Origin of the sequence: Kitasatospora dryopteridis (assembly GCF_050749075.1) — a bacterium.
GTDB lineage: Bacteria > Actinomycetota > Actinomycetes > Streptomycetales > Streptomycetaceae > Kitasatospora.
In genome coordinates, this window is the sequence record NZ_CP192749.1 from 4,766,271 (window position 1) to 4,790,018 (window position 23,748).

The 23,748-nt window shown below is 72.1% G+C and carries 20 protein-coding genes and 1 pseudogene; 12 read left to right on the forward strand and 9 right to left on the reverse strand.

The window, feature by feature from the left end; genetic code table 11:
• Window positions 1-35: 35 nt before the first annotated feature.
• Window positions 36-317: a hypothetical protein gene (locus ACQ614_RS21740; protein WP_431680191.1), complete on the forward strand. Its 282-nt coding sequence runs from the start codon at window positions 36-38 to the stop codon at window positions 315-317.
• On the opposite strand, the gene trhA is transcribed toward ACQ614_RS21740, so the two are convergent.
• Complete coding sequence (trhA, locus tag ACQ614_RS21745; protein WP_431680192.1) at window positions 288-971, reverse strand: PAQR family membrane homeostasis protein TrhA; 684 nt, start codon at window positions 969-971, stop codon at window positions 288-290. The two genes, ACQ614_RS21740 and trhA, sit on opposite strands and share 30 nt — an antisense overlap.
• Window positions 972-1,244: 273 nt before the next feature.
• Between trhA and ACQ614_RS21750 the strand changes: the two genes are divergently transcribed.
• Window positions 1,245-3,071 (forward strand): phosphoenolpyruvate carboxykinase (GTP), encoded by a 1,827-nt coding sequence (locus ACQ614_RS21750; protein WP_363496412.1) that lies wholly within the window; start codon window positions 1,245-1,247, stop codon window positions 3,069-3,071.
• A 126-nt stretch (window positions 3,072-3,197) separates the two neighbouring features.
• On the opposite strand, the gene ACQ614_RS21755 is transcribed toward ACQ614_RS21750, so the two are convergent.
• Both ACQ614_RS21755 and ACQ614_RS21760 read right to left on the reverse strand, forming a co-directional pair.
• On the reverse strand, window positions 3,198-3,761 hold the full coding sequence (locus ACQ614_RS21755) for an RICIN domain-containing protein (protein WP_431680194.1): 564 nt from the start codon (window positions 3,759-3,761) through the stop codon (window positions 3,198-3,200).
• A 173-nt stretch (window positions 3,762-3,934) separates the two neighbouring features.
• Window positions 3,935-5,149 carry a pyridoxal phosphate-dependent aminotransferase gene (locus ACQ614_RS21760; protein ID WP_431680196.1) on the reverse strand — a complete coding sequence of 405 codons (1,215 nt, stop codon included), beginning with the start codon at window positions 5,147-5,149 and terminating at the stop codon, window positions 3,935-3,937.
• 108 nt (window positions 5,150-5,257) lie between these two features.
• Between ACQ614_RS21760 and ACQ614_RS21765 the strand changes: the two genes are divergently transcribed.
• Entirely contained in the window at window positions 5,258-5,944 is a 687-nt protein-coding gene (locus ACQ614_RS21765; protein WP_431680198.1) for a prepilin peptidase, read from the forward strand.
• A 132-nt stretch (window positions 5,945-6,076) separates the two neighbouring features.
• On the opposite strand, the gene ACQ614_RS21770 is transcribed toward ACQ614_RS21765, so the two are convergent.
• Window positions 6,077-7,669, reverse strand: coding sequence for a chitinase (locus ACQ614_RS21770; RefSeq protein ID WP_431680199.1), 1,593 nt, complete (start codon window positions 7,667-7,669; stop codon window positions 6,077-6,079).
• Between the two features lie 373 nt (window positions 7,670-8,042).
• Here ACQ614_RS21770 and ACQ614_RS21775 point away from each other — a divergent pair, with 373 nt between their 5' ends.
• The 4 genes from ACQ614_RS21775 to ACQ614_RS21790 all read left to right on the forward strand — a co-directional run bounded on the left by ACQ614_RS21775 (window position 8,043) and on the right by ACQ614_RS21790 (window position 13,230).
• Window positions 8,043-8,837, forward strand: coding sequence for an isoprenyl transferase (locus ACQ614_RS21775; protein ID WP_363496403.1), 795 nt, complete (start codon window positions 8,043-8,045; stop codon window positions 8,835-8,837).
• A 214-nt stretch (window positions 8,838-9,051) separates the two neighbouring features.
• Entirely contained in the window at window positions 9,052-10,386 is a 1,335-nt protein-coding gene (locus ACQ614_RS21780) for a PhoH family protein (RefSeq protein ID WP_431680201.1), read from the forward strand.
• 426 nt (window positions 10,387-10,812) lie between these two features.
• The gene (locus tag ACQ614_RS21785; RefSeq protein ID WP_363496398.1) at window positions 10,813-11,496 is read left to right on the forward strand and encodes a transglycosylase SLT domain-containing protein; all 684 of its coding nucleotides are present in this window, start codon (window positions 10,813-10,815) and stop codon (window positions 11,494-11,496) included.
• Between the two features lie 399 nt (window positions 11,497-11,895).
• Window positions 11,896-13,230, forward strand: a complete 1,335-nt coding sequence (locus ACQ614_RS21790) for an AI-2E family transporter (protein ID WP_431680203.1) — start codon at window positions 11,896-11,898, stop codon at window positions 13,228-13,230.
• A 122-nt stretch (window positions 13,231-13,352) separates the two neighbouring features.
• Here the strand turns inward: ACQ614_RS21790 and ACQ614_RS21795 are convergent, their stop codons facing one another.
• Window positions 13,353-13,889, reverse strand: a complete 537-nt coding sequence (locus ACQ614_RS21795) for an alkyl hydroperoxide reductase (RefSeq protein ID WP_431680205.1) — start codon at window positions 13,887-13,889, stop codon at window positions 13,353-13,355.
• Between the two features lie 3 nt (window positions 13,890-13,892).
• Window positions 13,893-14,444, reverse strand: coding sequence for a peroxiredoxin (locus tag ACQ614_RS21800; RefSeq protein WP_263103847.1), 552 nt, complete (start codon window positions 14,442-14,444; stop codon window positions 13,893-13,895).
• Window positions 14,445-14,635: 191 nt separating this feature from the next.
• Between ACQ614_RS21800 and ACQ614_RS21805 the strand changes: the two are divergent.
• From ACQ614_RS21805 to ACQ614_RS21820, 4 genes and pseudogenes are all read left to right on the forward strand, one after another.
• Window positions 14,636-14,746: pseudogene (locus tag ACQ614_RS21805) on the forward strand (LysR family transcriptional regulator); the annotation flags it as partial.
• A gap of 198 nt (window positions 14,747-14,944) precedes the next feature.
• Window positions 14,945-15,538: a LysR substrate-binding domain-containing protein gene (locus ACQ614_RS21810; RefSeq protein WP_431680207.1), complete on the forward strand. Its 594-nt coding sequence runs from the start codon at window positions 14,945-14,947 to the stop codon at window positions 15,536-15,538.
• 85 nt (window positions 15,539-15,623) lie between these two features.
• Window positions 15,624-16,616: an AAA family ATPase gene (locus tag ACQ614_RS21815; protein WP_431680208.1), complete on the forward strand. Its 993-nt coding sequence runs from the start codon at window positions 15,624-15,626 to the stop codon at window positions 16,614-16,616.
• A complete protein-coding gene (locus tag ACQ614_RS21820) occupies window positions 16,613-17,353 on the forward strand; it encodes an HNH endonuclease (RefSeq protein ID WP_431680210.1) in 741 nt (246 codons plus the stop codon). Before ACQ614_RS21815 ends, ACQ614_RS21820 begins: the two co-directional genes overlap by 4 nt.
• Before the next feature lie 9 nt (window positions 17,354-17,362).
• On the opposite strand, the gene ACQ614_RS21825 is transcribed toward ACQ614_RS21820, so the two are convergent.
• The 3 genes from ACQ614_RS21825 to ACQ614_RS21835 form a co-directional block, all read right to left on the reverse strand.
• A complete protein-coding gene (locus ACQ614_RS21825; protein ID WP_431680211.1) occupies window positions 17,363-19,153 on the reverse strand; it encodes an ATP-binding SpoIIE family protein phosphatase in 1,791 nt (596 codons plus the stop codon).
• Between the two features lie 45 nt (window positions 19,154-19,198).
• Entirely contained in the window at window positions 19,199-19,921 is a 723-nt protein-coding gene (locus ACQ614_RS21830) for a class I SAM-dependent DNA methyltransferase (protein WP_431680212.1), read from the reverse strand.
• A 318-nt stretch (window positions 19,922-20,239) separates the two neighbouring features.
• On the reverse strand, window positions 20,240-23,314 hold the full coding sequence (locus ACQ614_RS21835) for a BTAD domain-containing putative transcriptional regulator (protein WP_431680214.1): 3,075 nt from the start codon (window positions 23,312-23,314) through the stop codon (window positions 20,240-20,242).
• Window positions 23,315-23,530: 216 nt separating this feature from the next.
• On the opposite strand from ACQ614_RS21835, the gene ACQ614_RS21840 reads away from it, so the two are divergent.
• Entirely contained in the window at window positions 23,531-23,740 is a 210-nt protein-coding gene (locus tag ACQ614_RS21840) for a hypothetical protein (protein WP_431680216.1), read from the forward strand.
• Window positions 23,741-23,748: the final 8 nt, after the last annotated feature.

Below are 23,748 nucleotides of genomic sequence, written 5' to 3' on the forward strand. Positions count from 1 at the left end.
GTCTGACGACCTGTCACCTGGCGGGAGGCGAGCCGATGGCGCGGAGCGCGCAGTTCTGGGGTGCGGTGGTGGCGGTGTCGGCCGCCCTCGCGGTGATCACGGCCTACCTGGTGGGCGGCCCCAGGGCGGTCTGGACGGTCGCCGCGGTGGAGACGCTGCTGGTGATGGCCTGGGTGGCCCGGCGCTTCCGGGCGAAGGCGCACCCCCGCCCGGTCGGCGAAGGGCCCGGCGCGGCGCACTGTGAGCGCTGCCGCCGGGCCCAGGAGCGACTGGAGATGCGGGCGGCCTCAGCCGGCCGTGCTGTACGCGACCAGTGAGACGCCGACGTACTGGACGATGAACGCGCCGAGGGTGAAGGCGTGGAAGACCTCGTGGAAGCCGAACCAGCGCGGTGAGGGGTTGGGCCGCTTCAGGCCGTAGACCACGCCGCCCAGGCTGTAGAGGCCGCCGCCGACGATCATCAGGGTGAGTACGGCGGCGCCGCCGGCGTGCAGGAAGTCCGGCAGGAAGAAGGCCGCGGCCCAGCCGAGAGCCAGGTAGACCGGGGTGTAGAGCCAGCGCGGTGCGCCGACCCAGAACACCCGGAACGCGATACCGAGCAGTGCTCCGCCCCACACCGCCCAGAGCAGCAACTGCTGCCGGGCGCCGTCCAGCAGCAGGATGGTGAACGGGGTGTAGGTGCCCGCGATGATCAGGAAGATGTTGGCGTGGTCGAGGCGGCGCAGGATCGCCTCGCCGCGCGGCCCCCAGGTGAAGCGGTGGTAGACCGCGCTCACCCCGAACAGCAGCCAGGCGCTGACCGAGTAGACCGCGCAGGCGGCCGTGGCGGCGGGCGAGTCGGCCAGGCAGATCAGGACGATCCCGGCGGCCAGCGAGGCGGGGAACATGCCGGCGTGCAGCCAGCCGCGCCACTTGGGCTTCAGGGACTCGACGGAGGCGACGAGGTCCACAGTGAGGTCCGCAGCAGTCATGCGCGACATCTTACGGAACCGTAGGTTACTGCCAGGTAGTAAGTGGCGATCGTCACTTTTAGACGTTCTGGAGTGTTAGCCAGGTCTCAATGGCGTCTTCGGGGCGGCCGAAAGGTGCCCATGCCCTGCCAGAAATTCGACAGTATGGAGTAAGAAAACGAGAACGTACTACGAATTGCATCAAAAGGAGGTGGTGTTCGGGGCTACGGTGTAACCACCCTCAAACCCCCGCGATGCCGTCTCCTGGCCGAGATGGTGTGAAACGGAGCGAACGTGTCGCCTCTGAAGTCTGCGCTCGCCGAGTCCGCGCCCACCCGCCACCAGCAGCTGCTGGACTGGGTCGCCGAGATCGCCGAGCTGACCCAGCCCGACCGCGTCGAGTGGTGCGACGGCTCGGAGGAGGAGTACCACCGCCTCGCCGAGCTGCTGGTCGCCCAGGGCACCTTCAAGAAGCTCAACGACGAGAAGCGCCCCAACTCCTTCTACGCCGCGTCCGACCCGACCGACGTCGCCCGGGTCGAGGACCGCACCTACATCTGCTCCGAGAAGGAGGAGGACGCGGGCCCGACCAACAACTGGAAGGCCCCGGCCGAGATGCGGGAGGTCTTCGCGGGCGAGAACGGCCTCTTCCGCGGCTCCATGAAGGGCCGCACCATGTACGTCGTGCCCTTCTCCATGGGCCCGGTCGGCTCCCCGCTGGCCGCGTACGGCGTCGAGATCACCGACTCCGCCTACGTTGCCGTCTCCATGCGCGTGATGACCCGCATGGGCCAGGCCGTGATCGACCAGCTCGGCGAGGACGGCGAGTTCGTCAAGGCCGTGCACACCGTCGGCGCGCCGCTGGCCGAGGGCGAGGCCGACGTGCCGTGGCCCTGCAACACCACCAAGTACATCTCGCACTTCCCGGAGACCCGCGAGATCTGGTCCTTCGGCTCCGGCTACGGCGGCAACGCCCTGCTCGGCAAGAAGTGCTACGCGCTGCGCATCGCCTCCACCATGGCCCGCGACGAGGGCTGGCTGGCCGAGCACATGCTCGTCCTCAAGCTCACCCCGCCGAGCGGCGAGGCCAAGTACATCGCGGCCGCCTTCCCGTCCGCCTGCGGCAAGACCAACCTCGCCATGCTCCAGCCCACCATCCCGGGCTGGAAGGTCGAGACGATCGGCGACGACATCGCCTGGATGCGCTTCGGCGCGGACGGCCGCCTCTACGCCATCAACCCGGAGGCCGGCTTCTTCGGCGTCGCCCCCGGCACCGGCGTGGACACCAACGCCAACGCGATCGACACCCTCTGGGGCAACACCGTCTTCACCAACGTCGCCCTCACCGACGACGGCGACGTGTGGTGGGAGGGCCTCACCGAGGAGCCCCCGGCACACCTCACCGACTGGCGCGGCAACGACTGGACCCCGGAGTCCGGCACCCCCGCCGCCCACCCGAACGCGCGGTTCGCCGTCCCGGCCGCGCAGTGCCCGACCATCGCCCCCGAGTGGGAGGACCAGGCCGGCGTCCCGATCTCGGCCATCCTCTTCGGCGGCCGCCGCGCCACCGCCGTCCCGCTGGTCACCGAGTCCTTCGACTGGCAGCACGGCGTCTTCCTCGGCGCCAACATCGCCTCCGAGAAGACCGCCGCCCAGGAGGGCACCGTCGGCGAGCTGCGCCGCGACCCGTTCGCGATGCTGCCGTTCTGCGGCTACAACATGGGCGACTACTTCGCGCACTGGCTGAAGATCGGCGCCCAGGCCGACGCCGAGAAGCTCCCCAAGATCTACTACGTCAACTGGTTCCGCAAGAACAGCGACGGCAAGTTCGTCTGGCCGGGCTTCGGCGAGAACAGCCGCGTGCTGAAGTGGATCGTGGAGCGCCTCGAGGGCACCGGCAAGGGCGTCGAGACCCCGATCGGCGTGCTGCCCGAGGTCGACGGCTTCGACCTCACCGGCCTCGACATCCCGCAGGCCGACATCGACCTGCTGTTCTCCGTGGACGCCGACATCTGGCGCCAGGAGGCCGCGCTGGTCCCCTCCCACCTGGAGATGTTCGGCGAGCACACGCCGACCGAGCTCTGGGACGAGTACCGCGCACTGGTGAAGCGCCTGGGCTGACGGCCCGGGTTTGAGGGAGCGCCGCCCCTCCTCCTCACCGGGGGGCGGCGCTGCTCGAACCGCCGTGCAAGGACCGACGCCGAGGGGCGCGCGAGGACATTCCTCGCGCGCCCCTCGGCGTTGCCGTCAGGTCAGCCGGATCGCGGTGATCCAGCGCTTGTTCCCGTCGTGGTTCGGGTACTGGCCGGCCCACTGCCGGGCCGGGGCGCCGTTGTCGCTCCGCCAGTCGGCGATCTCCAGCAGCTTGGCCGAGTTGAGGTTCTGCAGGCCGAGGTCCTTGCGGGGGCCGATGTCGCCCGAGTAGTTCCAGTGCTGGTTCGCACCGCGGGTGCAGGTCCACTGGCGGGCCGGGGCGCCGTTGTCGGTGCGCCAGTCGGCGATCTCCAGGCACTTGTGGGAGTGCCGGTTGACGAGCATGATCCCGCCGTCGAGCGGGACGAAGTCCCACATCTGGTTCGCACCGCCGGTGCAGGCCCACTGCCGGGCCGGGGCGCCGTTGTCGCTCCGCCAGTCGGCGATCTCCAGGCACTTGCCGGAATGCACGTTCACGACCGTACTGGCCTTGGGGACGACGAATCCGCCGGTCCTGGCGCTCGCCGGGGTGGCCGGCAGCGCGGCAGCCAGCGCGAACGACAGACCGACGGCCGCGGCGGCCGGACGCAGCCGCCGGAGTGCTCCGTGGACGGGCACAGTGGTGCTCCCTTGCACGAGTGATCGGGGCAGGGGATGTCCACGGCGGTGCCGGAACGGAGCCGGCACCGGGCCCGCCGGCATCCGGCACACCCGCCCCCCGGTCGTCCGGACACGTGCCGGAAGGCCGACTCACGCGGGAATCATAGGTGTACCGATCAGCCGGCGGACCGTCAGGGCTGCGCGTAGCCGCTCAGGAACTCGCCGATGCGGGTGACGGCGTCGGAGATGTCCTCGGGGCGGGGCAGCGTGACCAGCCGGAAGTGGTCCGGGTCGGGCCAGTTGAAGCCGGTGCCCTGGACGACCAGGATGCGCTGGGACCGCAGCAGGTCCAGCACCATCTGCGCATCGTCCTTGATCTTGTACACCTGCGGGTCCAGCCGCGGGAACGCGTACAGCGCGCCCTTCGGCTTCACGCAGGTGATGCCGGGGATGTCGTTCAGCAGCCGGTACGCGGTGTCGCGGGACTCCAGCAGCCGGCCGCCCGGCAGCACCAGGTCCTTGATCGACTGCCGGCCGCCCAGCGCCGCCGCCACCGCGTGCTGCGCCGGCATGTTGGCGCACAGCCGCATCGAGGCCAGCACGGTGAGCCCCTCGATGTAGCTGGCGGCCCGGTGCCGGTCACCGGAGAGCACCATCCAGCCGGAGCGGAAGCCCGCGACCCGGTAAGCCTTGGACATGCCGTTGAAGGTGACGCAGAAGAGGTCCGGGGCGAGCGTGGCCAGCGGCACGTGCTCGGCGTCGTCGTAGAGGATCTTGTCGTAGATCTCGTCCGCGTAGACCACCAGCTTGTGCCGGCGGGCGATCTCGACGATGCCCTCCAGCACCTCGCGCGGATAGACCGCGCCGGTGGGGTTGTTGGGGTTGATCACCACGATGGCCCGGGTGCGGTCGGTGACCTTGGCCTCGATGTCGGCGAGGTCCGGGTACCACTCGGACTGCTCGTCGCAGCGGTAGTGCACGGCGGTGCCGCCGGCCAGCGAGACGGAGGCCGTCCACAGCGGGTAGTCCGGGGCGGGGACGAGCACCTCGTCGCCGTCGTCGAGCAGCGCGGTCATCGCCAGCTGGATGAGCTCGGAGACGCCGTTGCCGAGGAAGACGTCCTCGACCGTCAGGCCGTGCAGGCCGCGCTCCTCGTAGTGCATCACCACGGCGCGGCGGGCGGACAGGAGGCCCTTGGAGTCGCCGTAGCCGTGCGCGGAGGAGAGGTTCTTCAGAATGTCCTGGAGGATCTCCGGCGGCGCCTCGAAGCCGAAGGCGGCAGGGTTGCCGGTGTTCAGCTTGAGGATGCGATGGCCCTGGTCCTCCAGCCGCATCGCCTCGTCGAGCACCGGGCCGCGGATGTCGTAACAGACATTGGCGAGCTTGCTGGACTGGATGACCTGCATGCCTGACTACTTTACGGCGCCGTAACGCGGATCATCACGTGTTCCACACCACAGGCTCCGCACACTGCGCGAAGATCGCCGGGAATCACGAGGAGAAAGGGGGACGTGATGATCGGGCCATGGGTGGGCGCACTGCTGGGCCTGGCCGCCGCACCGCTGCTGCGGGCCGCCGCGGTGCGCCACGCCGTGCCGTACGGGGAGCCGCTGCGCCACTGCTGTCCGGCCGGGCGGTGGGGGCGGCTGCCGACCGGCCGCTGCACGGGCTGCGGGGACGCGTCCGCGCAGCTGCGCCCGGGCGCGGTGGAGGCCGCCGCGGTCGCGGTGGGCGCCGCACTGGGGTGGGCGGCCGACGGCGGCAGCGCCCTGCTGTTCTGCTGGGTCGGCCTGTTCGGGGTGGTGCTCGGCTTCGTCGACGCCGCGGTGCTGCGGCTGCCCGACGCCCTCACCCTGCGGCTGGCCGCCGGCACCGCCGTGCTGCTGCCGCTGGCCGACCACCGGCCGCAGGTGCTGCTCCGCTGCCTGCTGGCCGCGGCCGCGCTCGGCCTGCTCTACGGGGGGCTGGCGCTGCTGCTGCCGATCGGCCTCGGCGACGCCAAGCTGGCGCCCAGCCTCGGTGCTGTCCTCGGCCTGTACGGCTGGAGCGCGGTGGTCGGCGGGGTGTTCGCGGCGTTCCTGCTGGGCGGGGTGTGGGGCGCCGTCCTGCTGGTGACCCGCCGGGCCGGGCGCGGCGATGCGCTGCCGTTCGGCCCGCCGCTGCTGCTCGGCGCGCTGCTCGCGGTGCTGGCCGCGGCCTGAGCCGCCGTCCGCCGGGCACGGGCCGGCGACCCGCCCCGGACATGGGCGGAGCCCGCCGTACCCCAGCAGTACGGCGGGCTCCTGAGCGACGCACCGGCCCCCACCCTCAGGAGGCGGCGCGCCCCGTGCGGGTTACGGCATCGCGTGGGCGTGGGCGCCCACGTTGGTGGAGAAGTCGTTGCCGTTCTTCTGGTCCCAGTTGGTGGACCAGGTCATCGCGCCGCGGATGGTCGGCCACTTCGCCGGCGGGACGAAGCTGCCGCAGTGGGTGCCGGTGGCCAGGCAGTCCAGCGCGTTGTTGACGACGGTCGAGTTCACGTAGCCGCCGCCGGCCGCCTGGCTGGAGGCCGGGACGCCGATGCCGACCTGGTCCGGCCGCAGGCCGCCCTGGATGTGGGTGCAGACCTGGGCGGTGATGAAGTCGATCGTGCCCTGGGTGTAGACCTTGCCGTCGCAGCCGTTCATGCCGCCCGAGTTGTAGAACTGGGTGTTGACGACGGTCAGGATGTCCTTGGTGTTGAGCGCCAGCTGGAAGTAGGCGCCGGCGGTGCTGTACATCCCGATGGTCTCGGGGGCCATGGTCAGGATGAACTTCGAGCCGACCTTGGACTGCAGGGTGTGCAGCGACTGCGACATGTACGTCGGGTCGACGCCGTTCTCCAGGTCGATGTCCACGCCGTCGAAGCCGTACTGCTGGATCAGCGCGTAGGCGGTGTTGGCGAAGTTCGTCGCCGCGGCCGAGTTGGCCACGCTGATGGCGCCGTTCTGGCCGCCGACGGAGAGCACCACGCGCTTGCCGGCGGCGTGCTTGGCGGCGATGTCCGCCTTGAAGTCCGCGTCGGTGTAGCCGCCGAGCTTGCTGCTCAGCGCCGGGTCCAGGGTGAAGCTGATCGCGCCGGGCGTGCCGGTGGCGTCGGCGAAGGAGACCGCGATGATGTCGTACGCGCTCTGCACGTCGCGCAGCCGCTGCACCGGGGCGCCGTTGTCGAAGTTCTGCCAGTAGCTGGTCAGCACGTGCTTGGGCAGGTTGCCGTTGGGCGGCGTCGTGGTGGTGGTCGAGGTGGGGCTGGAGGTCGGCGAGGAGGTCGGCGACGAGGTGGGGGAGGTGGTCGGCGAGGCCGAGGTGGTCGGCGACGTCGACGCGGTCGGCTTCGGCGAGGTGGCGCTGCTGGTCGGGGTGGCGGTGCCGCCCGGGCCGGTCAGCGTGATGTCGTCCGCGCCGTAGGCGCCCTGGCCGTACCAGCCGTGCACGTACAGGGTGATGCTGTTGGTCGACGCGCCGGTGGTGAAGGTGGTCGACAGCTGGTTCCAGCTGCTCTGGCTGGACCAGGTCGACGGGTCGGTCGAGCCGGTGCCGCGGGCGCCGAGGTAGACGTACGGGCCCTGCACGAAGCCGGCCAGCGTGTAGCTGGTGTTCGGCAGCACGCTGACGGTCTGGGTGCACTCGGCGGTGTCGGAGCTGCTCGGCGCGGCGCTCAGCGCGTACGAGCCGGCGTGCACCGGGGAAGAGGCGGCGCTCGCGGTGCCGGTGCAGGTCCAGCCGGACAGGTTGCCGGCTTCGAAGCCGCCGTTGGTGACCAGGTTGCCGACGGCTGCGCCGGCCCCGCCGGCGGTCAGCGCCAGGCCGGCCCCGGCCAGGGCGAGGGCGGTGGTGCCGGCCGCGACGGCGACCGGGAGCGAGGTGCGGCGCCGCCGGTGGGACGGCTGCGCGACGGGACGGGCCATGGGCGGTCTCCTGTGAGGAGGGAGGGGAGCCGCCGCGGTGGGGGTCGCGGCGGCTCCGTGGGGGAGGGACGAAGGGGTCCGCAGAAGTGTCGGGAAGGGCTCCGGTGTGCCCTCGCTCACAAGCTGGACTAGACCAATGCCGGGCGTCAAGGACCCCGCTGCCGCTTTACGCCCGGCTTACGGCCGATTTAAGGAAGCGGAGACCGGACCGTGTCCTCGCGGGCGCGGGGCGGCCCGGGACGGTTCGGGAACGAAGCCGTGACCCCATCGGTACCTGCGGCTTTACCTCCGCGCACCGGGCCGGAGTAGGCTGCGCAGGGATTTTTCGCACCAGGGCCGGCGATCGGCGACGAGCACGGAGGGGCCGAGGAACATGGGTCTGCGCGATGTGGTCGAGCGCACGCCGGGTCTGCGCACCCTGCTGGACAACGCCTACCGCCTCTACGGCCGGCGGGTCGAGGTCCACCTCGACAACACCCCCCGCCACATCGGCGTGATCCTCGACGGCAACCGCCGCTGGGCGAAGGCCACCGGCGGCACCACCGCCCAGGGCCACCAGCGCGGCGCCGACAAGATCAGCGAATTCCTCGGCTGGTGCGACGAGACGCACGTCAAGGTCGTCACCCTGTGGATGCTCTCCACCGACAACCTCTCCCGGCCCGCCGAGGAGCTCGTCCCGCTGCTCGGCATCATCGAGGACGCCGTCCGCGGCCTGGCCGAGGCCCGCCGCTGGCGGATCAACCCGGTCGGCGCACTCGACCTGCTGCCCCCGCGCACCTCCCAGGTGCTGAAGGAAGCGGCGCACGACACCGCCCACATCGAGGGCATCACCGTCAACGTCGCGATCGGCTACGGCGGCCGCCGGGAGATCGCCGACGCCGTCCGCTCGCTGCTCCAGGAGCACGCCGACCGCGGCACCCCGATCGAGCAGCTCGCCGAGATCCTCGACGTCGAGCACATCGCCGAGCACCTCTACACCAAGGGCCAGCCCGACCCGGACCTGGTTATCCGCACCTCGGGCGAGCAGCGGCTCTCCGGCTTCCTGCTCTGGCAGAGCGCGCACAGCGAGTTCTACTTCTGCGAGGCGTACTGGCCGGCCTTCCGCAAGGTCGACTTCCTGCGGGCGCTGCGCGACTACCAGCTGCGGAACCGGCGGATGGGGCTCTGAGCCCTCCGACCGGGCGGCACTGACGCCGGGTCAAACGAAATACCCGCAGGCCACGAGCCCAAAACGTGCTCCTGTTGTGATCCGACAGTTCGCGCCCGGGGGTATGCACGGGCCGTCACCGGGGCATATACCGGTCAGACCGGTACCCCGGCCACCGGGGTCGCGGGGACCGGTGAGCCGCGGGTGACGCTGGGTCATCCGCTCTGGAGGCCTAGTGGTCAGTTCCAAGAGCCGCCGGACACCAGACCGGCGCACGTACGTTCTCGACACCAGCGTGCTCCTGGCGGACCCGCTCGCCATGACCCGCTTCGAGGAGCACGAGGTCGTCCTGCCGGTGGTCGTGGTCACCGAACTGGAGGCCAAGCGGCACCACCCGGAGCTGGGCTACTTCGCCCGCCAGGCGCTCCGCCTCCTCGACGACTACCGCATCCGCCACGGCCGGCTCGACGAGCCGATCCCGGTCGGCGAGCTCGGCGGCACCATCCGGGTCGAGCTGAACCACTCCGACCCGTCGATACTGCCGGCCGGCTACCGCGTCGGCGGCGGCGAGGCGGACACCCGCATCCTCGCGGTCGCCCGCAACCTGCAGGCCGAGGGGTACGACGTCACCGTCGTCTCCAAGGACCTCCCGCTGCGGATCAAGGCCAGCTCGGTCGGGCTGCTCGCCGAGGAGTACCGGGCCGAGCTGGCGATCACCTCCGGGTGGACGGGCATGACGGAGCTGCACATCCCCGGCGACCAGGTCGACGCGCTCTTCGGCGCCCCGCACGACGCCGCGGTGGACGTCGACGGTGCCGCCGAACTCCCGGTGCACACCGGTCTCGTCCTGCAGTCGGAGCGCGGCCGGGCGCTCGGCCGGGTCACCCACGACGGGCGGGTGCGGCTGGTCCGCGGCGACCGCGAGGTGTTCGGCCTGCGCGGCCGCAGCGCCGAGCAGCGGGTCGCGCTCGACCTGCTGCTCGACCCGGAGGTCGGCATCGTCTCCATGGGCGGCCGGGCCGGCACGGGCAAGTCCGCGCTGGCGCTGTGTGCCGGCCTGGAGGCCGTGCTCGAGCGCCGGCAGCACCGCAAGGTGATGGTGTTCCGTCCGCTGTACGCGGTCGGCGGCCAGGAGCTCGGCTACCTCCCGGGCAGCGAGGCCGAGAAGATGGGCCCCTGGGCGCAGGCGGTCTTCGACACCCTCTCGGCGGTCACCACCCCGGACGTGATCGAGGAGGTCATCTCCCGCGGGATGCTGGAGGTCCTGCCGCTCACCCACATCCGCGGCCGGTCGCTGCACGACGCCTTCGTGATCGTGGACGAGGCCCAGTCGCTGGAGCGGAACGTCCTGCTGACCGTCCTCTCCCGGATCGGCCAGGGCTCGCGGGTGGTGCTCACCCACGACGTCGCCCAGCGGGACAACCTGAGGGTCGGCCGGTACGACGGCGTGGTCGCGGTGGTGGAGAAGCTGAAGGGGCACCCGCTGTTCGCCCACATCACGCTGACCCGTTCCGAGCGGTCGCCCATCGCGGCCCTCGTCACCGAGATGCTGGAGGACGTGCAGCCGTGATGACGTAGCGGTCAAAAGCGGACAAAACCGCATGAATGACCGTCAAGGGGCCTGTCGCATAGCGGCAGGCCCCTCGTCCTGTCATCGGATCGGACGGGTCGCCGACGACCTTTCGGACAAAAGCCCAGCTCGCAAAGATTGTGAGATCCGCCACGCAACCGGGAATTGCGTAGACACGTCCCCGTGCGGCATGGTGAGGGTTCTGTCAGGCCCCGCGTACGGCTGAATCACGCCCGGCAACTCCGGTCGGCGGGCACACAACTGAACACCGATGAGCCGTACGCCGCCCGTTCACCAAGCCGTTCCGAGCCAGCTCGGCCCGGCAGCCGGGCCAGTGTCTCCCGTGACCAGCACCGACGGAGGCGAGCGGCAAGGGGCATGTTGCGCCTGTACGGTCACGCATGGGCGCCGCCGGAAGGAAACCATGTGACTCGGATCTCGGTCCGGGGAGTTGCTGTCGCCTCCGCCACCGCCGTCACCGCTGTCGGTGCCGTCGTGGGCGCGGCCTCTGGCAGCGAGGGCAAGACCGCGCAGACGGTCGATGTCGCGAGCGCGACGCTGCTCGCCGACGTCCCCTCGGGTGCCCAGGCACAGACCGTCAGCGACAACTTCGCCCGCCAGGCGAGCGCCCAGCAGGTGTCCGCCGACGCGGCCGCCAAGAAGGCCGCCGAGGAGGCCGCGCGCCAGAAGGCCGCCGCCGACGCGCAGGCCAAGGCGGATGCGGAGAAGGCCGCCAAGGCCGCCGAAGAGGCGAAGCGGAAGGCCGACCAGGAGGCCGCCAACCGCGCCGCCGCGCGCAGCGCCCTGGCCGCCATTCCGGCCGGCTCGGTGCAGGCGATGGCCGCCCAGATCATCGGCGACGCCACCCAGTTCTCCTGCTTCAGCGAGATCGTGAAGCGCGAGAGCGGCTGGAACTACACCGCCACCAACGCGTCCTCCGGCGCGTACGGCCTGGTGCAGGCCCTGCCCGGCTCGAAGATGGCATCCGTCGCCGACGACTGGCGCACCAACCCGGCGACCCAGATCAAGTGGGGTCTCAACTACATGAACAGCCGCTACGGCAGCCCCTGCGGCGCCTGGTCGTTCTGGCAGTCCCACCACTGGTACTGATCCTGCCGCACCCACACGTGCCCCGAAGGCCCCCGACCGCTCAGGTCGGGGGCCTTCGACGTGCCGGGGGCGAAAGGCGGGCCGCGCCGCCCGGGCGGCGCTGACCAGGGCGCTCACGGGCGGTGCGGCTCGATGCGGACGCGGGGCGCCGGAGCGGGTCCTGGACCTCCGGCACCGGCCGGTCCGCCGGCAGTTGGTCCGTTGTACTGGGGGTCCTCCCCCCTCGGGGGAGTCCGAAACCATCATGTTTACGTTGATTCACACCTTTTGCTCCGCAGTGGGCCCCGGGGTGCACGGGACCGCGGACACCCCGGCCGGGTAGCGTCGCCCTGACGTCCGCGGCGGACGGCCCGACGGGCGGCGCCGAACGGACGGGAACCGACGGGGAGGGGCGAGGACGTGGCAGCCGAGAGAGCCGACGGGGCGCGGGACCGGAAGGTCCTCAAGGCGCTCGCCAAGACCGGTGCCGTCGCCGCCGGGGTGTGGGCCGCCGTCGAGCGGCGCCGCCGGGCCGCGGCCCAGGCCGACACCGACACCGCAGCCGACGGCGAGTCGGCCGAACACATCCCGCAGCCCCGCCGGGCCGAGCCCGAGCGCCTGACCCACCCCGGCCGCGAGGTCCACCACCCCGGGCGGCCGGCCACCCCGGCCGAGGCCGTGCCGTGGGGCCTGCGGGTCGCCGCCGAGTCGACCTGGCGGCTGCTGCTGCTCGGCGTCGCCCTCTACGTGGTCTTCCAGGTCGTCGACATGCTGCGGCTGGTCGCCTTCGCCGTCCTCGCGGCGCTGCTGATCTCCGCCCTGCTGGAGCCCACCGTCTCCTGGCTGAAGCGGCTCGGCGTACCGCGCTCGCTGGCCGCTGCCGGCACCTTCCTGAGCGGCATCGCCGGCATCGGCCTGGTCGGCTGGTTCGTGGTGTGGCAGGTGACCACCAACCTCGAGTCGGTGACCGGCAAGGTCCAGGCCGGTGTCAACCAGCTCCGCGAGTGGCTGGTGACCGGCCCGCTGCACCTGACGCAGCAGCAGATCAACGACTTCGCCAAGCAGATCTCCACCGCCATCGGCAGCAACTCCGAGCAGATCACCTCGGCCGGCTTCACCGGCGTCACCATCGCCGTCGAGGTCCTCACCGGCGTGGTGCTCGCCGCCTTCACCACGTTCTTCCTGCTCTACGACGGAGCCCGGATCTGGTCCTGGGCGCTGCGGTGCCTGCCGCGGCACTCCCGCTACGCGATGGCCGGCGCCGGCCCCAAGGCCTGGACCACCCTCACCGCGTACGTGCGCGGCACCGTCTTCGTGGCCTTCATCGACGCGCTCTGCATCGGCATCGGCATCCAGCTGCTCGGCGTGCCGATGGCGCTGCCGCTCGCAGTGATCATCTTCCTGGGTGCGTTCGTGCCGCTGGTCGGCGCACTGGTCACCGGCACCATCGCGGTCCTGATCGCGCTGGTCACCGTGGGGCCGTTCACCGCGCTGATGGTGCTGGTCGTGCTGGTCGCCGTCCAGCAGATCGAGGGGCACCTGCTGCAGCCGCTGATCCTCGGCCGTGCGGTCGCGGTGCACCCGCTGGGTGTGGTGCTCGGCGTGGCCGCGGGCTCGATCGTCGGCGGCATCGGTGGCGCCATCGTGGCCGTCCCGCTGATCGCCGTGACCAACACGGTCGTCTCCCACCTCCGCCGCCGCAACGCTGCCGGCCTGGAGGTCTTCGAGGCCTTGGAGAACGCCCGCCAGAAGTAGCGGACCCAACGCCCGGGGAACACCAACAGGGGCGCGGGGAACTGCGCGCGGCGGGAGAAGCTGAGCTCAGCCGTCTTCCGTCTCGCGCAGTTCCCCGCGCCCCTTGCGGTGTGCCCGGTACCTCAGATCGAGGCGATGGCGGCCTCGGAGTCGAGGGTGGCGGCGACGGCCTGGATCACCGAGGCGATCTTGATGGAGGCCTGGATGACCTCGCGCTCGACGCCGGCCTTCTTCAGGACGGCCTCGTGCGAGTCCAGGCACTGGCCGCAGCCGTTGATCGCGGAGACCGCGAAGCACCACAGCTCGAAGTCGGCCTTCTCGACGCCCGGGGTGCCGATGATGTTCATCCGCAGGCCGGCCCGCATGCTGCTGTACTCCTTGTCGGAGAGCAGGTGCAGCGTCCGGTAGTAGACGTTGTTCATCCCCATGACGGCGGCGGCGCCCTTGGCGGCGTCGTACGCCTCCGGCTTGAGGTTCGCCTTCGCCTCCGGCTCCAGCTCGCGCAGCACGGCGGGGGAGCGGGTGGCCATCGCGCAGGCCAGCACCGTGCCCCAGAGCTGCTGCGCCGGGAGGTCGGAGTTGCCGATGACCGCGCTCAGGTTGAGCTTGAGGTCCTTGGCGTAGCCGGGGAGGGCGGCCTTCAGGTCGTCGAGGGCCATGGGTCAGCCCGCCAGGAGGGCCTGGGCGTCGAGGGTGTCCTCGCCCTTGGTCCAGTTGCACGGGCACAGCTCGTCGGTCTGCAGGGCGTCGAGCACCCGCAGGACCTCCTTGGGGTTACGGCCGACGGAGCCGGCGGTCACCATGACGAACTGGATCTCGTTGTTGGGGTCGACGATGAACACCGCGCGCTGGGCGGTGCCGTCGGCGGCCTCGACGCCGCAGGCGCGCATCAGGTCGTGCTTGACGTCGGCCAGCATCGGGAACGGCAGGTCGCGCAGGTCCTTGTGGTCCTTGCGCCAGGCGTGGTGGACGTACTCGGAGTCACCGGAGACGCCGAGGATCTGGGCGTCGCGGTCGGCGAACTCCTCGTTCAGCTTGCCGAACGCGGCGATCTCGGTCGGGCAGACGAAGGTGAAGTCCATCGGCCAGAAGAAGACGATCTTCCACTTGCCCTCGTAGGTCTTGTGGTTGATCTCGGCGAAGGCGTTCGCGGCGTCGAGGTCGACACAGGCGTTGAGTTCGAACTCGGGGAACTTGTCACCGATCGTGAGCACGTTCGCTTCTCCTGGTTTGAGATATGAGGGAAAGTGCCCGAATTGCCTATGGTTCGACGTATCCGGACGCCACCCACCCTCGCACACCACGGACTGATCGGGGAAATAGCTAGACTCGTCGCATCTGATCGGAGAGAGCTATCAGTACTGCCCTGCACCACGGCAAGCCCCGCACCCCCAGCGTCGCCCAGCTGCGCGCCTTCGTCGCCGTCGCCGAGCACCGGCACTTCCGGGAGGCCGCCGCGGCCACCGGCACCAGTCAGCCGGCCCTCTCCGGAGCCGTCGCGGCGCTGGAGGAGGCCCTCGGCGCCCAGCTCGTCGAGCGTACGACCCGCCGCGTCATCATCACCCCGCTGGGCGAGCGCGTCGCCGAGCACGCGCGCCGCGTCCTCGGCTCGCTGCACTCCCTCACCGAGGCCGTCGAGGCCGCCCGCCGGCCGTTCACCGGCCCGCTGCACCTCGGCCTGATCCCGACGGTCGCACCGTACCTGCTGCCAACCGTGCTGCGGCTGGTCCGCGACAGCTACCCCGAGCTGGAGCTGCACGTCCACGAGGAGCGCACCCCCTCGCTGCTGGACGGGCTGGCCTCCGGCCGGCTCGACGTGCTGCTCCTCGCCCTGCCCGCCGGCGGCGCCGCACCCACCCGGGACATCCCGCTCTTCGACGAGGACTTCGTCCTGGTCGCCCCGCCCGGCCACCCGCTGGCCGGCCGCACCGACGTCCCCCGGGACGTCCTGCTCGACCTCGACGTGCTGCTCCTCGAGGAGGGCCACTGCCTGCGCGACCAGGCCCTCGACATCTGCCGCGAGGTCGGCGCCGACGCGGCTGCCGGCACCACCCGGATCGCCGGGCTCTCCACCCTCGTCCAGCTGGTCGCCGGCGGTCTCGGCACCACCCTGCTGCCGGCCACCGCCCTCGACGTCGAGGCCGGGCGCTCCGACCGGCTCGCCGCCGTCCGCTTCACCGCCCCCGCCCCCGGCCGCCGGATCGGCCTCGCCACCCGCCCCGGCTCGGCCCGCAGCGAGGAGTACGACCGCTTCGCCGCCGCCCTCAAGGGCGTGCTCCGCGAGCTGCCCGTCCGCATCGTCGAGTAGCCCCCACCGCACCCGCGCGGCCCGCATCGCGGCCCGGCCCGCTGGGCATACCTCCACCGAAGATCCGATCGAAGGGGGTGGGCGCGTGTACGTCTCGCGGATCAAGGTGGCCGGCCTCGGGTGCTTCGACGGCCCGCGCGCCGCCGACCTCGCCGTCGACCCAGGCCCCGGCTGGACGGTCCTCGCCGGGCCGAACGGCTCCGGCAAGACCACCCTGCTGCACGCCCTGGCCCTCGCCCTCGGCGCACCCGGGACGGACAGCGCCGGCCCGCCCGCCGGCGGCGCACCGGGAGCGGTCGAACTGCCCGGCCTCGCCCGCTGGAGCAGCACCGACGGCGCCGAACGCACCGGCCGCACCCGCACCTGCCACCTCGGCGCCGACCGCACCCCGCCCACCGCACTCACCCCGGCCGCCGCCGCCCTGCTGGAGGAGGGCCTGCTGCCCGACGGGTGGCGGATCGCCGACCCCGACCGCGCGCTCGCCGCCGGCCCCGACGGCCGCACCGTGCCGCTCGCCGCCCTCGGCAGCGGCACCGCCGCCCTCGTTGCGATCACCGCCGCCCTCGCCGGGGACGCCCGCACCGAACCCGTCGACGGCGCCACCACCGTGCCGCGGGCCGCCGTCGCCCTGATCGACGACATCGACCTGCACCTGCACCCCGTCCGGCAGCAGTCGATCGGCGGCTGGCTGACCACCCGCTTCCCCAACGTGCAGTTCCTGGTCGCCACGCACAGCCCGTACGTCTGCCAGGCCGCCGACCCCGGCACGCTCGTGCGCCTCGCCGCCCCCGGCGAGGCCGCCCCGCCCCGCGTCCTCGACGAGGACGTCCACCAGCGCGTCCTGTACGGCAGCGGCGACGACACCGCCCTGTCCGAACTGTTCGGCCTGCCCAGTGCCTACTCCGCCGCCGCCGAGGCCGAACGCCGACTGCTCGTCCGGCTGGAGCGCAAGCTCTACGCCGGCCGCGCCACCAGCGCCGAACGCGACGCCTACCGCCGGCTCGGCGCCAAGCTCAACAGCTCCCTCGGCGCCCGCGCCGACGAACTCGCCGCCCGGCTGCTGGGCGACCAGCCGTGATCCCGCTCCGGAGGCCGCCGCTCACGCCCTCGCTCACCGCCGACCTCGCCCGCCGCACCGCCGCCATACGCGCCGCCGGGCCCAGCACCGCCGCCGGCCGGGCCGCCTGGCGCACCGCCCGCCAGCCCAAGGCCCAACTGCGCCTGATGCTCCGGCGGATGGCCCCCGGCCTGGAACGCTGCATGTACTGCGGCGACAACCTCGGCACCGACATCGACCACTTCGAGCCGATCGCCCGCGACCCGCTGCGCACCTTCGACTGGCAGAACCACCTGCTCGCCTGCGCCCACTGCAACAGCAACCAGAAACGCGACCGCTTCCCCTGCGACCCGGCCACCGGCGAACACCTGCTGGTCGACCCGTCCCGCGAGGACCCGGCCGACCACCTGGTGCTCTACCTGGAGTCCGGCGCCTACGACCCGCTCACCGCCAAGGGCGAGGCCACCATCGACGTCTTCGGCCTCAACTCCCGCGCCGAACTCGTCCGCGGCCGCCGGATGATGTTCACCGTCGTCAAGTCGCTCCTCGGCGCCTGGCACACGGCCGGGGCCGCCGGCCGCACCCGCGAGCAGCGCGAATTCCTGGACGCCCTGCGCCTGCTGCACCACGCGGACGTGCTCCGCACCGTCCTCGTCCTGCGCCGCACCCCACCCCTCGCCGAGGCCGTCCTCGGTCCCGGACTCGCCGCCGTGGTGCAGGAACTCGTCACCACCGAACCCGAATTCGACCGCCGCTAGGGATGCCCGTCAGGGGCGCTGCGGCCCCGCGGAGGCGGGCACCGCCCGGCCGCGGGCGGGCAGGCGCTGCTCGAACCAGACCACCTTGCCCGCGCCGAGCCGGGTCGCCCCCCAGTCGTCCGCGCAGCGGGCGACTATCTGCAGGCCGCGGCCGTGCTCGTCGTCCGGTCCGGCCCGGCGGGCGCGCGGCAGCGCCGGGCTGTCGTCGCCGACCTCGCAGCGCAGCCGGGAGGTCCGCACCAGCCGCAGCGTCACCGGCCGGGTGGCGTGCCGGATCGCATTGGTGACCAGTTCGGAGACCATCAGCTCGGTGGTCTCCGACAGCTCCTCCAGGCCCCAGCGGCGCAGTGCGTGGGCGGCCAGCCGCCGTGCCCGGCCGGGGGTCTCGTGCCGCGGCTGGAGGTACCAGTAGGAGACGTCCTCGGCCGGGATGCCGTCGAAGGCGGCCGCGAGCAGGGCGATGTCGTCGGCCCGTTCGCCGGACGGCAGCACCCGCAGGGCCTCCTGGCAGACGTGCTCGGGCGAGTGCCGGTGCGCGGAGGCGAGGCGGTTGCGCAGCTGTTCCAGGCCGGTCGCCAGCGACCGCCGGCGGCTCTCCACCAGGCCGTCGGTGAACAGCAGCAGCGCCGAGCCGGGGGGAGCGGGGAGTTCGGTGGAGGTGAAGTCGACCCCGCCGACGCCGATCGGGGCGCCGGGCGGCAGGTCCAGCAGCTCGGCGGTGCCGTCGGGGCCGATCAGGACGGGCGGCACATGGCCGGCGTTGGCCAGCACGACCCGGTTGGCGATCGGGTCGTACACCGCGTACACGCAGGTCGCCAGGTGCTGTTCGGCGCCGAGGTGCTGGGCCTGTTCGTCCAGGTGGTAGAGCACCTCGTGCGGCGGCAGGTCGAGGCCGGCCAGGGTCTGGGCGCTGGTGCGGAGTTGGCCCATGACGGCGGCCGAGGTCAGCGAGTGGCCCATCACGTCGCCGACGATCAGCGCCACCCGGTTGCCGGGGAGTTCGACCGAGTCGTACCAGTCGCCGCCGACCTGGGCGCCGCGCTCGCCGGGCAGGTAGCGGTGGGCGAGCCGCACCCCGTGCGGCTGCGGCAGGTGCGCGGGCAGCATCCGGCGCTGCAGTTCGCGGGCGGTCTCGAACTCGCGGGCGTAGCGCAGGGCGGTGTCCACCGCGAGGCCGGTCTGGGTGGCCAGGTGGCGGGCCATCGCGGTGTCGGCGGGCTCGAACCGGGCCGGGCCCGCCTTGCCGGGACGGCGGATCAGCAGCAGGAGTCCGAGCACGGCCTTCCGGCCGCGCAGCGGCAGGAGCAGCAGTGCGGTGCCCGCGGCGAGGCGGCCCAGGGTACGGGCGCCGTACAGCTCGGTGAGCAGCGGGCGGAGCCGGTCCGCGGCGGGCGTGCCGAGCACCGCGGGCCCGTACGGTGCCGGGCCGGCCAGCAGCCGGGCGAGCGGGCCGTCGGCGGAAGGCCTGCACAGCCGGGAGCGGCGGCCCAGCCGGGTGCCGTGGCCGTGGTGCAGCTTCAGTGCGGTGGGCGGCCCGGGGTCGCGTTCCACCGGCGGCAGCGGGTCGCGCAGGTGCACCACGGCGGCGTCGGCGAGCGCCGGGACGACCGAGCGGCCGAGGTCGCGCAGGGTGGTGCGGAGGTCCAGTGAGCCGTTGATCCGCCGGGTGGCGGCCTCCAGGTACCCCAGCCGTTCGGTCAGGCCGGGCCGGTCGTCCTGCTCCGGCGCGGAGCGCTGGGCGCCGACCAGTGGCGCGGCGGCGGTCGGCCGCCCCGCCTGGGGCGTGGAGTGGTCGCGCACGGGCTGCCCGTTCTTGAGCTGTCGAGGGTGGTCGGGCCTGGTCGGTCAGGTGGTGCGCCGACAGCGCAGGAAGAGCTGTTCCTCCGGCGGCAGGGCGGTAGACGCGGGCGCGTACGGGTGGCCGGTGCACGCCTCCACCTCGAAGCCGGCCGCTGCCAGCGTCTGCACGAGCTCCTCCCGAAGGTAGCCGCTGATCCGCAGTTCGCGGCCGAGGAACGGCAGCGGCGCGTCGTCCAGGTCGGCCTCGACCATGCCGAGCGCCAGCAGCCCGCCCGGCCGGAGCAGGGTGCGGATGCGCCGCAGCACCACGGCGATCTCCGCCCTGGGCAGCAGGACGAGCGAGAAGAAGGCGGTGGCCGCGGCGAACTCCCCTGCCGCGTCCGGCCCGAGCCCGGGGACGCCCCAGGCGGTGGCGGCCCGCGGGGTCGCCAGGTCGTACATGTCCATCCGGTGCAGCTCGGCGCCGGGCACCGCCCGGGCGGCCGCGGCCAGCATCCCGTCCGAGAGGTCGATGCCGGTCACCCGCAGCCCGCCGGCGGACAGTTGGCGTGCCGTCGGGTCACCGGTACCGCATCCGACGTCCAGCACCCGTGCGCCGGAGGCCAGCTCGTTCAGCAGCCAGTCGCCGCAGGCGGTCTGGCCGGTGCGGTCGGGGAAGACCTCGTCGTAGCGCGGGCCGATCGCGTCGAAGGCGACCGCCTGCAGGGCCCGTTCGGAGCGGCGCCGACGGCCGACGTGGGACGGGTCCGAGATCTGTCCGGTTGTCACGCCTTGGGCACCTCTCCACCTGGCTCCCGGCGGGACCGACCCGCCACAGTCTCCGCCCCCGCGTCGGTTTGTCGATGTGTCTGCTGGCCTTCGAGGATAAGCGTGATCACTTCGCCGTGGGGCACCTTTCCGGCCAACTCACCGCAGTCGGCCGCAGTTGGCCGGGTTTCGGACGAAACGGGCCGCCGGGCCGGGGGCAGACCGGAGCGGAGCAGGGTGGTGCACTTGTCGGCGTGCGCCGGTCAACTACTGTGACCTGCGCAAACGTCATCAACGCGGGCGTTTATCGAACGTCAATCGGCAACTGCCAGAGTCTTCTCAGCGCCGGGGAAGCGTCAAAGCGTTCCCGCAGCCGGGGGGCTGCGGGAGCGCCGGCGCCCCAGGGGGGAAGGCCGCCCGTCGGGGGGACGGACGGCCTACGGCGCGGGGGGAGAGAAGGGCTCGGTGTGCTGCTGCACCGCGATGAGGTCCCGAACGGGGAGGGCCTCGGGCACACCGAGCCGGCTGAACACCGAGTGCGCCTCCTGGAGACAGGCCAGCCCACGCGCGGGCTGCCCCAGCTCCAGGAGCGCCTCGCCCAGCGCGGCATTGGCCAGACCCTGGCAGTAGGCGGCGTCCAGTTCCTGCGCGATGGCGAGTGACTCGTCCGCCGACTCCGCGGCCTCCGCCGGCCAGGCCGTCCGCCAGCAGGCACGCCGCGAGCCGGGCCAGCGAGTAGCCCTCCCAGATGCGGTGCTGCTGCAGCTCGTACAGCCGGTGCGCCTCACGCAGGTGCCCGGCCGCCTCGCCCGGCGAGCCCGTCGACCGCAGGACCACGCCGAGCTGGTACAGCGTGTCGGCCAGACACGGCACATTGCCGGACGACCGGGCCGCCGCCACGGCCTCCTGCGCGGTGCGCGCCGCATCCTCGTGCTGGCCCAGGTCGAGGTGGGCACGGGCGATGTTCCCCAGCAGCCGGGCCTCGCTCACCGAGGCGCCGAGGCTGCGGCTGATCGAGTGGGCCTCCTCGAAGAACTCCAGTGCCTCCGCAGAACGGTCGGCCAGGCTCAGCACGATCGCCAGCGCGTTCGCGACGGAGATTCGCAGGTGGGTCCGCTCGCCGTGGTCCTGCAGCTCCATGCTCTGGCGGAGGGAGACCTCCGCCTGCGAGAACTCGCCCGCCACGTGTTGCAGGTACCCCCGGGCAAATCGGATGCGTGCCAGTGCCGCAGTGTCCCCGAAGGACTCGGCGTGCTGGTCCGCGGTCTGCAGCACCTCCCTGATCCTCCGGCCGTGCATCGGGTCCTCGACCAGGAAGCGCAGCACGATGAAGAGTTCGACGGCCGGCCGCAGGAGCTCGCGGGGGTCCCTCACCGCTCGTTCGAGGCTTGCGAGCACCACGGCCATCTCGGACCTGAGCCATGTCTGGGCCGAGCTGCTGTCCCGGTGGTGAAAGCCTGCGGACGTCGGGTGGTGCAGCGGCTCGGGCAGTACGTCGTCGGGCTCGATCACCTGCGCCGCATTGCGCATGGTCGCCAGCAGCAGGTCGAGGAGCCGTAGGACTGCGGCCCGCTGTTCTGCCAGGTCCTGCAGCTTCTCGTTCTGCCGCTGGGCGTAGAGCCGCAACAGGTCGTGGAAGCGGTAGCGGCCGGGGGTGAAGCACTCCAGCATGTTCGCCTCGACGAGCGCCTCGGCGAGCTCCTCCGCCTCGTCCTCCCCGCAGCCGAGCAGCGCCGTCACGGCGGACAGCGGCAGGTCGGGCGAGTCGACGAGCGACAGCAGCCGGAAGGCACGCGCCTCCGCCGGGCGCAGCTGGCCGTAGCCGAGGCCGAGCGTCGTCTCCACGGCCAGGTTGCCGAGCTGGAGCTCCTGCAGCCGCCGCCGCTGGTCCGCTAACCGCCGGGCCAGGTCCGAGACGCTCCAGCGGGGACGGCTGGCCAGTCGCGCGGCAGCGATCCGCACGGCAAGCGGGAGGAACCCGCACGACGTGACGACGGCGAGTGCGGCCTCCGGCTCGGCGGCGACCCGCTCGTGGCCGACGATGGCCGAGAACAGGACGAGCGCCTCCTCAGGCGTCAGTTCCTCGACGTCGACGAGGTGGGCGCCGGGGATCTCGGCGAGGCGGGACCTGCTCGTCACCAGGACCGCACTGCCCGATACTCCGGGGATGAGCGGCAGGAGTTGGCGGGCGTCCCTCGCGTTGTCCAGGAGGATCAGCACGCGGCGTTCGGCCAGGATCGACCGGTACAGGGCGGCGCGCTGTTCCACCGAGTCCGGGACCTCGGTCGCCCCGAGTGTGTAGAGGAAGTCGCCCAGGACGACCGCCGGGTCGGCGGGCGTGCCACCGGCTCCGCGCAGATCGACGTACAGCTGACCGTCCGGGAAGGACGACCGGATGCTGTGCGCGACGTGCACGGCCAGCGTGGTCTTGCCGACACCGCCGATGCCGGCGAGCGAAGTGACCACCACAGCCTGCCCGGTGCCGCTGCGCAGCACGTCCTGGAGTTCTCCGACCATCTTCGTGCGACCGCTGAAGTCGGAGACGTCGGCAGGGAGCTGGGCGGGAGGGATGAAGGTCGGTGCCTCTTCGGAGGCCCTGCGGTCCGCCTGCGCCTGCACCGGCATCAGGTCCGGATCGGCAGCCAGGATGCGTGTGTGCATGGAGGACAGTGCCGACCCCGGCTCGACGCCCAGTTCGTCGATGAGCAGCTTGCGGGTGTCCGCGTAGACGCCCAGGGATTCGGCCTGGCGCCCGCACCGGTAGAGGGCCAGCATCAGGAGCTCGCGCAGCCGTTCGCGGAGCGGGTGCTCTGCAGCGAGGGCGCTGAGTTCGGCCACCGTGTCGGCGTGCAGCCCCACGTCGAGGGCTGCGGCGCACCGCTCCTCCTGCGTCGTGATCTGACGCTCGGCCAGCCGTGATCGCTGTGCCTCGGCGTACGGGCCGGGGATGCCTGAGAGGGGCCTGCCGCGCCACAAGGAGAGTGCGTCGACCAGGAGTTCATGGGCGCTGCGGCTGTCGGCCGAGGTCTTGGCGGCGCCGGCCCGGGTGGTGCGGGAGTCGAAGACCGCCAGGTCCAGCGACTCCGGGGCGATGCGCAACGCGTAGCCGTCGCTGACGGATACCAGCAGCTCTGCAGGGGCGCGGAGTTCGCGATTCGGTTCGATGACCGATCGCAGTCGTGAGATGTATGTGCGCAGTGCGGCCACGGCCTGGGGTGGAGGTCTGTCGCCCCAGAGGCCGTCGACCAGGTCCTGAGTGCTGACCGGTCGGCCGTGGTTCAACAGGAGTGCCACCAGTACGGCCTGCTGCTGCGGTGATCCCAGGGTGAGCTGCTGGTCGCCGCGCCAGGCCTGGACAGGGCCGAGTACCTGGAAACGCAGCGAGTCTGCGTGCCGCGTCTCCCGTTGTTCCACGTGGTCCCCCCGATGGCCGGTGTGGCGATTCCCGATTTGTGCCGTCCGCCGGTCTGCGGCGAGGCGCCAGCTTAGGGCCAAGCACGCAAACGTTGGAGAAGTGCACAGGCGGCGCGGTGTTTATAGGACATTTAACGACCCCTACGATACTGGCCGCGTGGTCGGACCGAACCGACCGGTACGCACAAACCTGACGATGTGAAAGGCGGCCCCTTCATGGCCGACAACGAGACCGCGGCGCCCGCCACCGACACCACCCCGGCAGCAGTCGAGTTCAGCGACGCCACGGTGGACCCGCAGTCGCTGCAGGACATCATCGAGGACCTGTCCGCCGACGAGCCCGCGGCCGACCCTGCGCCGGCCGGCGACCAGCCGAAGTCGGACGAGGTCTTCGAACCGCTCGGCAACGTGATCAACCGCCCGTGACACGGCAG

Coding starts and splice junctions, on each gene's coding strand:
- ACQ614_RS21740 (WP_431680191.1), top strand. CDS start 36: ATGGCGCGGAGCGCGCAGTTCTGGGGTGCGGTGGTGGCGGTGTCGGCC.
- trhA (WP_431680192.1), bottom strand. CDS start 971: ATGACTGCTGCGGACCTCACTGTGGACCTCGTCGCCTCCGTCGAGTCC.
- ACQ614_RS21760 (WP_431680196.1), bottom strand. CDS start 5,149: ATGCAGGTCATCCAGTCCAGCAAGCTCGCCAATGTCTGTTACGACATC.
- ACQ614_RS21765 (WP_431680198.1), top strand. CDS start 5,258: ATGATCGGGCCATGGGTGGGCGCACTGCTGGGCCTGGCCGCCGCACCG.
- ACQ614_RS21770 (WP_431680199.1), bottom strand. CDS start 7,669: ATGGCCCGTCCCGTCGCGCAGCCGTCCCACCGGCGGCGCCGCACCTCG.
- ACQ614_RS21775 (WP_363496403.1), top strand. CDS start 8,043: ATGGGTCTGCGCGATGTGGTCGAGCGCACGCCGGGTCTGCGCACCCTG.
- ACQ614_RS21795 (WP_431680205.1), bottom strand. CDS start 13,889: ATGGCCCTCGACGACCTGAAGGCCGCCCTCCCCGGCTACGCCAAGGAC.
- ACQ614_RS21840 (WP_431680216.1), top strand. CDS start 23,531: ATGGCCGACAACGAGACCGCGGCGCCCGCCACCGACACCACCCCGGCA.